11 protein-coding genes and 1 riboswitch are annotated in these 13,911 nt (G+C 50.0%); of the genes, 9 read left to right on the top strand and 2 right to left on the bottom strand.

The features are described 5' to 3' along the window. Window positions 1-76 precede the first annotated feature (76 nt). The gene (gene rbfA, locus EJN92_RS03010; protein WP_126126469.1) at window positions 77-466 is read left to right on the top strand and encodes a 30S ribosome-binding factor RbfA; all 390 of its coding nucleotides are present in this window, start codon (window positions 77-79) and stop codon (window positions 464-466) included. A gap of 113 nt (window positions 467-579) precedes the next feature. Continuing rightward, window positions 580-1,488 carry a tRNA pseudouridine(55) synthase TruB gene (gene truB, locus EJN92_RS03005; RefSeq protein ID WP_322348674.1) on the top strand — a complete coding sequence of 303 codons (909 nt, stop codon included), beginning with the start codon at window positions 580-582 and terminating at the stop codon, window positions 1,486-1,488. Between the two features lie 78 nt (window positions 1,489-1,566). On the opposite strand, the gene cysS is transcribed toward truB, so the two are convergent. Further along, complete coding sequence (gene cysS / locus EJN92_RS03000) at window positions 1,567-2,943, bottom strand: cysteine--tRNA ligase (protein WP_126126467.1); 1,377 nt, start codon at window positions 2,941-2,943, stop codon at window positions 1,567-1,569. Between the two features lie 373 nt (window positions 2,944-3,316). Between cysS and EJN92_RS02995 the strand changes: the two genes are divergently transcribed. Further along, on the top strand, window positions 3,317-4,414 hold the full coding sequence (locus tag EJN92_RS02995; RefSeq protein WP_157984303.1) for a GGDEF domain-containing protein: 1,098 nt from the start codon (window positions 3,317-3,319) through the stop codon (window positions 4,412-4,414). 151 nt (window positions 4,415-4,565) lie between these two features. On the opposite strand, the gene EJN92_RS02990 is transcribed toward EJN92_RS02995, so the two are convergent. Continuing rightward, window positions 4,566-5,603, bottom strand: a complete 1,038-nt coding sequence (locus EJN92_RS02990; protein ID WP_227869679.1) for an alpha/beta hydrolase — start codon at window positions 5,601-5,603, stop codon at window positions 4,566-4,568. Window positions 5,604-5,789: 186 nt separating this feature from the next. Further along, window positions 5,790-5,876, top strand: a riboswitch (cyclic di-GMP riboswitch). 99 nt (window positions 5,877-5,975) lie between these two features. Between EJN92_RS02990 and EJN92_RS02985 the strand changes: the two genes are divergently transcribed. From EJN92_RS02985 to EJN92_RS02960, 6 genes are all read left to right on the top strand, one after another. Beyond that, entirely contained in the window at window positions 5,976-7,979 is a 2,004-nt protein-coding gene (locus tag EJN92_RS02985) for a PKD domain-containing protein (RefSeq protein WP_170174858.1), read from the top strand. Window positions 7,980-8,267: 288 nt separating this feature from the next. Then, window positions 8,268-9,644 carry a TIGR01777 family oxidoreductase gene (locus EJN92_RS02980; RefSeq protein ID WP_227869678.1) on the top strand — a complete coding sequence of 459 codons (1,377 nt, stop codon included), beginning with the start codon at window positions 8,268-8,270 and terminating at the stop codon, window positions 9,642-9,644. Window positions 9,645-9,654: 10 nt separating this feature from the next. Further along, window positions 9,655-10,110: an SRPBCC family protein gene (locus tag EJN92_RS02975; protein ID WP_126126463.1), complete on the top strand. Its 456-nt coding sequence runs from the start codon at window positions 9,655-9,657 to the stop codon at window positions 10,108-10,110. Between the two features lie 184 nt (window positions 10,111-10,294). Then, a complete protein-coding gene (locus EJN92_RS02970; RefSeq protein WP_126126462.1) occupies window positions 10,295-11,425 on the top strand; it encodes a hypothetical protein in 1,131 nt (376 codons plus the stop codon). Next, window positions 11,422-13,257, top strand: a complete 1,836-nt coding sequence (locus EJN92_RS02965; RefSeq protein WP_126126461.1) for an AAA family ATPase — start codon at window positions 11,422-11,424, stop codon at window positions 13,255-13,257. Before EJN92_RS02970 ends, EJN92_RS02965 begins: the two co-directional genes overlap by 4 nt. Beyond that, complete coding sequence (locus tag EJN92_RS02960) at window positions 13,254-13,910, top strand: 4Fe-4S single cluster domain-containing protein (protein ID WP_126126460.1); 657 nt, start codon at window positions 13,254-13,256, stop codon at window positions 13,908-13,910. Before EJN92_RS02965 ends, EJN92_RS02960 begins: the two co-directional genes overlap by 4 nt. Window position 13,911: the final 1 nt, after the last annotated feature.

The following is a 13,911-nucleotide window of genomic DNA, read 5'->3' as shown; positions in this document are numbered from 1 at the left end:
TAAGAAAAGGGAGCTTTTGCTCCCTTTTTATTTTTTTGTACCTTCGTAGTATTTTTGTAGCAATTTTGTAATTATTATGGCAAAAAATAGTAAATCCATCCCCGCCCGCGGTTTGCGCGTTGCAGATCAGATACAGCGTGATGTTGCTGAAATCATTTGGTCTGAATTAAAAGACCCTCGTGTTGGCATGATTACGCTGACCGAAGTTCAGCTGACGCCCGATTATGCGCACGCTAAAATTTATTTCACCAGTTTGAAGGATGATCCTGCATCTATCAAGAACACACTGGATGGTTTGAACAAAGCCGCTGGTTTTTTACGGGCGCAGTTGGGTTTGCGTCTGCATATTCACACTCTGCCGCAACTGCATTTTGTTCATGACACCTCGACCATGCGCGGCATGGCAATGTCCAAATTAATCGACGAAGCAAACGCAACTCGATCTACAGACGACAGCGAAGATTAATTTTCTTGCTTAGGCAAATACCTGAACTAAAACCTCAGGTATTTGTATTTTCGTCTATTTCTGCTTGTCGCACGTTTTATATTCCAACGCCAATGACAATCCAAGTAAAGAAAATGCCTCGTGTTCCGGTACATGGCGTATTGCTGCTCGATAAACCAGTCGGTTGGTCGAGTAATGACGCCTTGATTAAAGCCAAGCGCCTACTCAACGCCCTGAAAGCAGGGCATACCGGCACGCTTGACCCGTTTGCTACGGGCTTATTGCCCCTGTGTTTCGGTGAGGCTACCAAGTTCTCGCAAGACTTGTTGGAAGCGGATAAGACTTATCAGACTGTCGTTCATCTGGGTGTCAGTACCAATACTGGCGACACGGAAGGTGAGGTGCTGCAGACGCTTCCGGTAGAGGTCACCGTCACACAGATTGAAGAAGTGTTAGGGCAGTTTAGAGGTGACATCTTACAAGTGCCGCCTATGTATTCCGCCCTCAAACGTGACGGAAAACCACTGTATGAGTATGCCCGCGCCGGCATTACGCTAGAGCGAGAAGCGCGGCCTGTGACTATCTATCTGCTGGAGTTCGTCAGTTACGAGGCGCCTTTTCTGACACTGAATGTGCGCTGCAGTAAGGGCACGTATATTCGAGTTTTAGGCGAGGATATCGGCAATGCCCTGGGCTGCGGTGCCCATCTAAATGCCTTACGCCGCACCCATGTTGGCCATCTACTGCTGGAAAATACCGTGACGCTAGAGGCGTTGACTGCAATGGATGAGTCGCAGCGCGCGCAATTACTGGCACCGGTAGATGCTTTATTGTCGAGTTTTCCTGAGGTCTTATTGAGTGACGATTTGGCGCGTAGATTTTTACAAGGTCAAAGGCTGGCCCTGGGGAAAGAAGAAGTACAGATACCCGAGCAATTTGGTCGTGTGCGAGTGTATCGCGAGTCTAATCGGCAATTATTGGGTTCGGCGCAATTGCAGGAATACGCAATACTTGCGCCTGAAAGATTGGTTTCTACGGTGTAATCGTAGTTCAATTACATAGTTCTATGATCGTGATTCCAGCTTGCTCTAGACTGGAATCACGACATCACAGCTTAAAACTTATGCGATAGGTTTTAACTTCATGCCTTCAGCGCTGTCTTCTATTTCGTAGCCGAGAGCTTTTATTTCATCACGCAAGCGATCGGACTCAGCCCAATTTTTGTTGATGCGACTTTGTTTGCGTTGCTCTGCCAAATCGAGAATTCTTGCTGGAATTTCGCTCATCGTCGGTTGCCAGGCAGCCAAATTCAGGCCTAGTACTTGATCAAAGTAAGTAAGTGTCGCTTTTTTATCCGCGTCACCTAGATTCGACTTCAAAGTTTCCCACATGACGGCTAGCGCTTTGGGCAGATTTAAGTCTTGGTTCACTTCGGTCTTGAATTTATCGGCAAACTCCTGACTGAGAATACCCCCTGCAGGTAAGGCGAAATATGTTTCACGTAAGCGGAACAGCGCGGTTTGGGCCGACTTTAACGCATCCCAGCTAAAGCTTAACTGACTACGATAATGCGCCGACATACACAGCAAGCGATATGCCAAAGGATCGAAGCCTTGATCTATCACGCTTTGCAAGCGTAGGAAATCACCGCTGGATTTCGACATCTTGCCAGCATCGATTTGCAGGAAATATCCATGCATCCAAAAATTGGCTAGACGTGTTCCGTGGCAGGCCATGTTCTGTGCGATTTCATTGCTGTGATGGATGGCAATATGATCTTCGCCACCGCAATGTATGTCGAACCATGGCTCCAGATACTTGGCCGACATCGCCGAACATTCAATATGCCAACCCGGGAAGCCACGACCCCAGGGGCTGTCCCATTCCATTTGCCGATTGCTACCGGCAGCGCTAAATTTCCATAAAGCGAAATCGGTCGCCTGACGTTTCTCGCCTATATCGACGCGCTTACCAGCCTCCAGTCCTTCGCGATTGAGGCGCGCCAGATAACCATAATTGTCTTGCTTCGAAGTATCGAAATACACACCATCTGACGTGGTGTAGGTAAAACCTTTTTGTTCTATGCAAGAGATAAACGAGATCTGTTCGACGATATGCTCGGTAGCCTTGCACCATATCTGAGGCGGCAACATATTCAGTGTCAGTAAATCCTGCTTGAAAGCGATGGTGTATTTTTCTGCGATATCCCATGCAGATTCACCGGTTCTGCGACTGCCTGTTTCCATTTTGTCTTCGCCATCATCGGCATCAGACACCAAATGGCCGACATCAGTGATGTTAATGACGTGGCGAACCTGATGACCGTTCAACTCCAGGACCCGGCGCAAAACATCTTCAAATAGATAGGTGCGTAAATTGCCTATGTGGGCGTAGTCGTAGACGGTAGGACCGCAGCAATACAAACCTATCCAATCCTTGCGTATAGGTGAAAACGGGCGAAGCTGACGCTCCCAATTGTCGTAGAGAAGTATGTCCATGGTATTTGAAATAGTAAAATGTGCTGTTGCTAGAATGGAAACTTGAATCGAGCGAAAATGATTTTTTTGTGACGCGCGTCAACAACTTAAGTCGTGTTTTGATTTGAGAATACTGTTTCCAGCCTTAGACGCAAAGCTAAACTGCTGCGGTCTGCAAGCGTCGGAAACATGTGATTTTTTCAACACTGAAATTTAAATGTAGACATAAATAAAAAGAGGCATCAATTTATCATACAGAGCGTGAAATAGCTTGAATAGATACCGATTTTCTGAAATTGGCACTACACTTAAACATAGTTTTTGTGTGCTTCAACGAAGAATGAGTAAAATAAGTAATCGCCTATCTAGACTGAATAAACAAAAGGGAGGGCTTATGCAAAATCGTTATCCCGATGTCAATGAAGAACTTTATAGACTTCATTATCTGAAGCAAGATAGGGCGCAATCGCGCAAACTTATACGTGTCGTGATGTGGGCAACACTGCCTTTAGCGTATGTCGATTTTAGTTTCCTCGGCACTAGTCAGCAGTTTTATAGCCTATTCTGCTTACGCCTATTGTTGTTTGTTTATTCCTGGTATTTACTAAAAGCGAGTATTAGTACCGCCAATCCACAGCAGTTAGACCGCCAAATCTTGCGCTGGAGTGCTGCGGTGTTGTTGATGCAGTTTGTCAGCAATGCCAGTTTGCCCAGAGATTATTTTGGGCATTATCTAGTCGATGCGTGGATCTGCATGATCTACTTTGTCACTATCCCGCTACCCTTAAAATCCTTGCGCCCGGCCATGTTGGCTTACCTCATTGCCTTGTTAGTTTTGTTGGCCTACAAAGTGATACCGACGTTTGCGTATGTCAGTAGCGTGGTCGCCATTTTGCTCGCCAGTGCTTATACCGGACACGCTACCTCAGCGTATTTGCAGCGCTATAGAAAAAAAATTCTAAGCGCTGAACTTGAACTGGATCGTCAGGAAAGCACGGATCCGGCTACTGGTGTGGCGAACCGCCGTGAATTCATGCGCGTGAGTGAGAGCGAACTGCAAAGACATATCAGGTTTGGCAAGTCCTTGTCGATGTTGATTTTGGATCTGAATCACTTCAAGCAGATTCTAGATGAGTACGGTGCTCCTGCTGGGGACGTGGTTCTCATTGAGGTGACCCGAAGACTGAAGCGAGCCACTCGCAGCTATGATTGTATGGCGAGGTATGGAACCGAGGAGTTTTCTCTTTTGCTGCCAGAGGCGAATGCCGAGGACGCAAATAAAGTGGCCAATCGCATACTCTCTACCATAGCAGCGATGCCAGTCGCGATGGCAGGGCAAGAGATTAAAATCAGCGCCACCGTTGGTATCGCCACCATGCAAGAAGGGGATACCCAAGAAAGCTTACTGGATCGTGCCACAGCGGCATTAAAAAGTGCAAAAAATGTGAATCTGGCACCCGGTATGCAGCAAAGAGCCAGTATGGCAGCCTGAATAAACAAACACTAGCTGCTATGTCCGAGTAAATAAATTGCATATGGCATGCCCGCACACGCATATCCCATGCGGCCTAGCGCCTTGCATGGCTGCAAACCCTGATGGATAGTGCGCGCTGGCCGGGGTGTTCAAAATTCCCAGGTAAATCTTATTTCCGTGAGCTTTGCTCATGCTTAGGCGTTGCTGTCTCAAACAAGGCCGAGATGCCTGCTGCTGATTCGAACATGGCATCACCATCATGCGCTATGCCCGGTACTCTGACGATGCGCTGCTGTGTCATCGTTGGGTGGCGCTGCTGTAGGTAGTTAAAGTAGTGTAAGCCACGCTCTAAACGAAACGCACCTTGCAATTCGGCGGAGCAGCTTTTATCGAGTGCTGGATGTTGTGGATTTGTATCGAGTTCCCCTAGTAAGTACACTACATCGCGCTGAGTGTATTGCGTCTCATAGTTGGCCCTACTTTTACTATCGACGTAGTCTGGTGCAGCCTCCCAACCATATTTCCATTGATTAAATTTTTCGCAACTCGCACTCTTTGCGAAGGGGCGTGTTTCGTTGAAATACAGATAAGAAGAGGAATTGGCAACCACATAGCGAACCGAGATCGCGTGTGATTTTAGTAGCGCTTCAGCCTTGCCGACCACTGCATATCTTTGTACGATTTGAGCACCGCCTGAGTGCCCTGCTAGTACTACCGAGCGCATATTCGGAAAGCGCTGCCGGTCGGCTAGTCGATTCAGAAGCGCGTCGATGACTTCAAAAGAGCTGATTGCTAAGGGGCCGTTGGCTGGCTCACCGCCCATCCACGCCTCCCATTGCCAATGTAAGAAATCCTCAGAGAGTGCATGTTTTTGAATATCTGCATCGGCTAAAAATTGCGGCACGATCAATATGCTGTGTGGGGACTGTTTGGCAACAGCCAGCGCATTTTTTGCGGTACGCCAATACACATCCGCATTGCGCAAACGGCCGTGAAACATCAGTACCGCCTGCGTTATTTCTGGCTGCGCTAGCGCCCAATCATGGGAGATATACATGGGAATGGTGGCATTGCCCAGTTTAAATTGGGAATCCGCAATCACAGCGACTGCGTGCTTATTGCTGGCCGCTTCATCGACAGCGAGAGCGTCCGCAGCATAAATAGATAAGAATATGCCAGCCAATTTTAGTGCGTATCCGAGGTACATAAACATTTCTTAAAAAAACATGCCGCATTAATTTGCTTAAAATTTAATCACTTGTGCGTTATACATATGAAATTGAAATTTACTTAAATTAAAAATATTTTTTGTTATTTATCAAGCACTTATATCGCATAAATAAATCAAAATAATCGATTTATTGGCTTGACTTTGCGCTTTTATCGACCAATACTGTGTTCAGGGCAAACTTGCTGAAAAGCAGGGACGCAAAGCCTCCGGCCTAATGTCTGAAAAGATCATGGTAGCGGGGTTACCGGTTAGACGTGAATGATCATTATTATTCTACAAGATCTTACTACAACGTTTTTCCGACCGCGTATGTCCTTTGTTGAAATCCACCATAACAAAGGAAATAAAATGAACAAGCAAACTCCACAAAAGCCAGTCCTCAAAACTGCCATCGCTCTCGCTGTCATGATCGTCGGCGGTTTCAGCATCTACGCAGGTGTCACTGTCGATGAAAAAATCGATGCACAAGCCAGCAATGCTGATCGCGTCACCAGTAAAAAAATGCCCTCGTCTGCGCCTGTAACAGCGCAAGCTGTGGCTCAGTCTGGACCTGCCGTCGAATTAGTAGCGCAAGGCCAAACTAGCTATAACGCGACCAAAATCAATACCCAATTTTCGCCAGATACACATAACTTCAGCATGCCAACGGCAGCGCCAAAGCGTATGAGTGAAGAGATGATGGCGCAGATGGAGTTGCCAGCCAGCTTCGTTCCAAATAGTGCGGAGGGCAGCACAGAAGGCGCGCCTTTCTCACGCATTAATTTAAAAGAGTTTTCGTCCGGTGAAAAAGCGATCGCCTTGTTGGGCAATGATCTGGATGCAGTTGCAAAATGGTATGGGATGAGCAGCGATGCGATGCGCGACTTATTGGTCTCTGATGACACTGTGCATTTGGATCGCAAGGGCCGCATATTGCATATCGATGCAGGTCTGGAAAGCGCCGTGCCAGCAGGCGCTGCTGCCGGCAGCAGCATGCAACAAGCAACTACTGCGACGACTGCTGCAGCCGCCACGAGCGCCAGTCCATTCCCGCTGGATCAAACCTTTAAGCTTCATACCAAACCAAATTCCACCCGTATTCTCTATCTCAATTTTACCGGTGATGCAGCCAATCCTGCGTTTAGCCTCGATGCCACACCAGCTACATACAATGATGCGGAACGCATCCTGATACAAAAGGTATGGCAGCGCGTGGTAGAAGATTATGCGCCTTTTGATGTCGACGTCACTACCGAAAAACCAGCCGCTCCTGCAGGTAAAGTCGGCATGACTGTCTTGATTACACCAAGAACACATACTGCAGGTGGTTATGCATATTTGAATTCTTTCGGCGCTTTCTCTACCGGAACTGCCAGTACTTTCTGCTTCCCAAATAACCTAGCCAATAGCGAGAAACCGATTGCTGAGTGCGTTTCTCATGAGTTGGGTCACACCTTGGGTCTGTCGCATCAAGGCACCACTTCCGTCGCCTATTATCAAGGGCAGGGTGATGGTGAAACCGGTTGGGCACCTATCATGGGTGTTGGCTATTACAAGAATCTGACGCAATGGTCAAAAGGCGAATACGCCAACGCCAACAACAAAGAAGACGCCTATGCAGTGATGCTTAAGCAAGGTTTAAAACCTTTAGCAGACGATCATGGCAATACCATCACAACTGCCGATGCAATGCTGAGTAAATCAGCTAACGGTTACAACAATCTCAGCGTTAGCGGTGTAATAGGGACACCAGGTGACGTTGATATGTTTAGTTTTATCGCTGGTGCTGGCACTGCAAGTTTTACCGTCAAAGGCGCTGATTTAGGTGGTAATCTGGACGTGGCATTGCAATTGCTAGACAGTAAAGGCAAGGTACTTGCCTCAGCGAATGCCGATGCCACACTGGGTAGCACCATCAGTTTTGCCTTACCTGCACAAGGGATGTATTTCTTAAGTGTCACTGGTGCCGGTAAAGGTAGTGCCACCGTCAGTGGTTACAGCAACTACGGTAGCCTTGGTCAGTACAGCATCACTGGTACTAGCGCCTTGTCGAATGGTGCGCCAGTTACGCCTCCACCAACCACAGTGACACCACCGGCTCCAGTAACACCACCGCCAGTGACGCCACCTAAACCAGTAACACCAGCTGCTGATGCCAGAAATGTGACTGTAACGTTTGACGCCAGAGGCGCTTCGGTTGCCGGTGCCACTATCAAGACTTATCTGTGGAATTTTGGCGACGGTACAGCAACTGCCAGCACTGCCTTAGCGATACATACCTACACCAAAGTGGGTACTTATACCGCATCACTCTCAGTAATTGATTCTTTAGGTCGCAAGTTTGGCACCAGTATGCAAGTAGTCATCAAATAAGTATTAAGTAAAATTTCTACCTCCAGTCTGTTCTACTTTCTGCCTGTAAGACACCGTTATGGTGGGTCTTACAGGCAGTTTTTTATTATGGGATCGGTTTTTTCAAGCGACCGACCCGCCGTGCTCCTACACTTCCTAATTTGCTAGCTTCAGTCTGTTCAACCGCAGAGTGCAAAGCTTAGTGATCTGGATCGGTGCTTTGGCGCATTTCGGCAACCTTCACCGTAGGTTCAATTAGCGTTCGAATTGACTGAGGCGCTGCCGCAACCCCGTTCGGCTAGGCTGGAGTTGAGCATTCATTCTGTACGTGCACTCATTTATAGCCTGCTGTTTATCGGTTTGGCTGGGTGGCTCTGGCATGGCCTCTGGGCTTTACTGTTATTGTTAATCTTTGCGTTAGAGATCGTGCTGACATTATGGGATTTTGTCATTGAGGATAGAAGTCGATTACTGCCCGCCAGCGAGCGCATTACACATACTGTATTGGCGATCAACGGAGGCGCATTCATCATGCTGCTGATACTCAATGTGCCAGTTTGGATGGTGCAGACGAGCATGTTGCAAGCGCAAGACTGGAGCGGCTTAACTATTTTTCTGGCATTGTGTGGTGTGGGCGTTGGTCTTTCTGGAATCCGCGATGCGCTGGCGGCACAGCGTTTATATCAACAAGAAGATCGCAACAATGATCAAACAAACGAGGCAACTTCTATGCTCAATACTCTGCATTTTAACCATCAATCAGCAAGCGTACTGGTCACCGGTGCTACCGGGTTTATCGGTCAGCAACTGGTGCGCGCCTTAATCGCGGACGGACAGCGCGTCACCGTCCTCAGTCGTAATCCCAAACAAGCGGCATGGCTGTTTGATGCCAAAGTGAGCTGCATTGGCAGTATGGGCGAGCTGCCCGATGCCTATCCGCTTGATGTCATCATCAATCTTGCAGGTGCGCGCATCCTAGGCTGGCGCTGGAGTGAAAAGCGTAAGGCCGAGTTGCGTCTTAGCCGGGTCGCACTCACCGACAGTATCGTGGCATGGATAGCGCGTGCCAACCAAAAACCACGGCTGCTGCTATCGGCTTCGGCAATCGGCTACTACGGCATACAAGAACCCGACGATCAGCGCGAATTGGCGGAAGACAGCCCGCCACAGCCCATTTTTATGTCGCAACTATGTCAAGAATGGGAGGCTGCGGCGCAGGCCGCCCAGCAATATGGCGTGCATGTGAAGTGCATGCGCTTTGGCCTGGTGCTAGGGCAGCAGGGCGCTTTACCTATGATGCTGCTGCCGATTAAGTTGGGACTCGGTGGCGCGCTCGGTCGTGGTAGCCAATGCTTATCTTGGATACATGTGGACGATGTAGTCAGAGGCATTGCTCATCTTTGTGCAATCGATCAGCAAGCCGATGTTGAGTCCAGGCAGGACGGGGCCTATAACTTCTGCGCCCCGGAATCTCTCACGCAAAAACAATTTAGCCAGACCGCCGCCCGCATTTTAGGTCGGCCTTGCTTCATGCCTACGCCTGCGTGGCCTATGCGCCTGGCTTTGGGCGAGCAAGCAGATCTGTTACTGGAAGGGCAGCGAGTGATACCAAGGCGTCTGCAAGCACAAGGTTTTCGCTTCGCTTATCCGGATTTAGAATCGGCTCTAAAAAATTTATTGAAATGAGGCGGACAGCGTGATTGTTGAACATCGCTTACTGATACACGCGCCGGTTTCTGATGTCTATCAAATCTCGCAAGATTATGATGTTCGTTATGAGTGGGATCCATTTCCAGAAAAAATAGAGATCTTAAATGGTATGAGTAGTGTAAAGCCTGGAGCCGAAGTGCGCGTGTTTGCTAAGTCGGGTCTCATCATGGATGTACAGTTCATGCAAATGAATCCACCGTCGGTCGCCGCAGTACAGATGACCAAAGGACCGTTTTTTATAAAGAATTTTGCTGGCAGTTGGGTTTTTCGAGCGGATGGCAGCACTTCTACGCTGGCAAAATTTCGATATTCGATCAAGCTAAAATTTTGGACCTTCCCATTTTTTAGTGAAAGACTCGCTGCCTTTTACTTCAAAAAAATTGTTATCGCGCGCATGCAAGGATTAAAAAACTATATTGAGCAGCAATATCGCCGTCCTTGATCTTTAATACCACCGCCAGCGCGCATATTCCATGCGTGTCTCCAGCCTGTTTGGCCTGCAGGCCGCATAGGATATGCGCCTTGGGCCATTTGATTTTGAAAATGTATGGTTTTATTGATCTACAGTTCACCCGCCTACCTCGCCATGCTATATTGCATTCTTGTACAAATTAAGCTGATACCCTATGAGCGGGCCCACCACCGTCATCTTTAGTGCTGACCCTTTCCTTACCCTAATGTCTGCAGCCGCGATTACGGCTGCGCTTCGTGTGGCCGAGGCGCACGATGCTGCCGCAGTCTTGCGCGCAGAGCAGCGCGATGATCGTCAGCAGCAGCAGCGCTTGCAGAGCGCGTCGCAGAAAACCGGTGAGCTCCAGTTGCAGCAACGTCGGCTCGCGGCTGAGCAGGATTTTGCGCACTTGATGAGCTTAGCAGAGACCATAGGATATGCCGCCCAAGTAGGCGCAAGCCGTCCCTTAGCGCCAGTCTCTAACAGCCAACAAGGCTTAGAGCAAGACATGGAGCAAGACACGGAGCAAGACACGGAGCAAGCCAGCGAGCAAGCCACCGCCCTGTATGTACACAGTCTGCAGGCTTGGTCAGAACAATTGCGCCCGGTATTATTGGCCGAAGCGGCGCGCCGCGCCGATGCGCTGGCACACAATAAAGAGGCTGATTTGCGCACGGCGAGTGCCGCGGTCGTGCCGCAGGCTTTAGTGGCGCGCCTGATGGCGCGCATCGCGCATTTCGCCGAAATACCAGAGCAGATCGCTGCTCTGGCGCGAGAATTGGAGCAAAGTCTGCCCGGCGTGCGCGCCAGTTCTCTGGCGACAGAGTTGCGGGTACAGATACAAGCCTTGCTCGATGCCGATTTGCAGCGTCAGGTCCAACAGGCCAATGCCGTGATCCTGCAGCAAAGCCTGAAAGAGCTGGGCTATCAGGTTGAGGAAATCGCTAATACGCTGTTTGTGGATGGTGGGGTCGTGCATTTTCGTCGGCCCGGCTGGGATAATTACATGGTGCGCATGCGGATTAATCCGCTTACCAAAAACGCCAACTTCAACGTCATTCGTGCCGTCGCTGAAGGTGAAAACGAACGCAGTGTGCGCGACCATCTGGCCGAAGACCGCTGGTGTAGCGAGTTCCCAGCCTTGCTCAAGGCCTTAGAGGCCCGCGGTTTGCAGATGCAGGTGACGCGCCGTCTGGGTGCCGGAGAGTTACCGGTGCAATTGGTCGATGCGCGTAAATTACCAGAATTTAAAGACGAACAACAACGAGCAGCACGTAGTCAGCCCATCACGAAAAAATTACCATGAATGCACCAACACCCCGCTGGCTGCAAGACCTGCACAGACTGCTGCCTATCCGTTCGCATTATGTGATTTCCGGCAGCATCCGCGATAGTTTTTTAATGCCGCTCAATCAAGGCATGGCGCTGGTGCCTTTGGCACGCGCTCTATGGGAATCCTTAAAAGCCAGGGACTATCGATTTTTGCTGATCTACGATCCCAGCGACGGTCTAAGGGTCTATCCCGATGAACCAGTGCAGCGTGAATTAGCCTCCCGCCTGTTTGATTTAAAACTGGCTGACGGTTGTCAAATCATTAGCCTGGAGTCGCTCAGTAAACTGATGAAGAAGCTCAGTGGCGAACGCGAAGCGCGCTGCGCTTTGGTGCTCGATTTTGCCTCGCGCATTAGCCGCCAAGCCGAGCAATTGGGCGAAGCCGAGCATAGGTTTTTTGTCGCGGCCGAAAAAAATTCCCTGAGTGCGGCGCCGCTAGTGCCAAAGGATGGCGGTGTGCCGTTGTTTAATCCTGTGCTGTGGCTGCTCAATCGTGCGCAAGATCTGCCGTCCTGGTTTACGCTCGATAGCGAGCGGGTCGCTAGTTTGCTGATCGCGAAACCTGATTTTGAAACGCGCCAGGCTGCCGCACAACAGTTGGCGCCTTTGTTTGCCGGGTATGCCGAGGCTGGCAATGATGCCCGCGCGCAGTTTATAAAAAGCTTTACCGAAGGTAGCGAGGGCATGTCTTTGACTGCTTTGTCGGACATCACAGAGCTGGCCGATCGCCAGCAACTGGGCATCTCTATGATAGACGATGCGGTGCGCTGTTATAAAGTCGGTGCCCTCGATAACCCTTGGCGCAAGGATTATCTGCGCGAAAAAATTCGCGATGCGCATCATTTCATAGAAGACCGGGTCAAAGGCCAGCATCCTGCGGTAGTCAAGACCCTCGATATTCTGAAGCGTTCCGTGATGGGCTTGACCGGTGCACAGGCGCGCTCTGGCGGTAGCCGTCCGCGTGGCGTCTTGTTTTTTGCCGGGCCCACCGGGGTCGGTAAAACCGAGCTGGCCAAGACCTTGACCCAACTAATCTTCGGTGATGAACGTGCCTATCTGCGCTTTGATATGAGCGAGTTTGCCGAAGAGCACAGTGGTGCTCGCTTACTCGGTGCGCCGCCCGGCTATGTCGGTTTTGATGCTGGCGGTGAGCTCACGAACGCGGTGCGCGAAAAGCCTTTTTCTGTGGTCTTGTTTGATGAAATTGAAAAAGCCCATCCGCGCATACTGGATAAATTTCTGCAGATTTTAGAGGACGGTCGCCTCACCGATGGGCGCGGTGATACCGCCTATTTTTCAGAAACTATTTTGGTGTTTACTTCGAATCTAGGCATCTATGTCGAAGACCAACATGGTCAGCGTATACAAAATGTGCAGCCCGGCGATAGTTACGATACGGTAGAGCTCAAGGTGCGCGAGGCGATAGGAAATTATTTTAAATTCAAATTATCGCGCCCCGAATTGCTCAACCGCATCGGCGACAATATCGTGGTGTTTAACTTCATCAGCTTAGAGGTCGCGGCGAAAATTTTTGATAGCATGCTGCGTAACGTGGCGCGTCGGGTGCAGGAAGAATTGCAGGTGAGCCTGTCTATGCCGGCGTCGGTGCGCGATGATTTATTTGCGCGCTGTACCAAAGACCTGAGCAATGGCGGACGCGGCATCGGTAATCAGCTCGAATCCTGCTTCATCAACCCCTTATCACGGGCTTTGTTTGAGCACGATCTGGAAGGCAAACAGCGCGTCATCATCAGCGCTGTCAGCGAGTCCGACAAAGTGATCAGCTTAAGCCTGCAAACCGCATGAAAATTGCGATTAATAAGGCGCATTTTCCAGTAACAGTACTAGGCCCTGGGCGGCGTATTGGTATCTGGCTGCAAGGCTGTCGCATCGCCTGCAAGGGCTGCGTCTCGCAAGATACCTGGGCCAATGATGCCAGTAAACAAATGACGGTGGCGCAATTACTGAGCTGGTGTCGCCAGGTCGCTGCGGCTGGCTTTGACGGCGTTACGATCTCCGGCGGCGAACCGTTTGATCAGCCCGCCGCCTTGAGCGCCTTGCTGGCTGCACTGGCGCACTGGCGTAGTGAGGCGAAATTGGATTTTGATGTGCTGTGCTATAGCGGCTATCCGTTGGCGACGCTACAAAAAAAGCACGCAAAAATTCTAAACCAACTCGATGCCCTGATCCCTGAACCTTTTATCGAAACCCAGCCGCTGACGCAGGCGTGGCGCGGCTCTGCCAATCAACCTCTGGTGCTAATGTCGGATCGAGGCCGTGCCCGTATGCAAGCCTATGTTGATGCACCGATAGATGCACAGGACAAGCGCATTCAGACCATGATAGATGGCGAGCGCATCTGGTATGTAGGAATACCGGCGCGTGGCGATATGCAGGCGTTGGACGCGCTATGCACCGAGCGTGGCATGGCTTTCGAAAAAGTCAGTTGGAGACAGTAAG

Origin of the sequence: Undibacterium parvum, from assembly GCF_003955735.1 — a bacterium.
Taxonomy (GTDB): Bacteria; Pseudomonadota; Gammaproteobacteria; order Burkholderiales; family Burkholderiaceae_D; genus Undibacterium; species Undibacterium parvum.
Note: the sequence above shows the minus strand (reverse complement) of the source record. Positions and strands in the feature narration are given on the sequence as shown.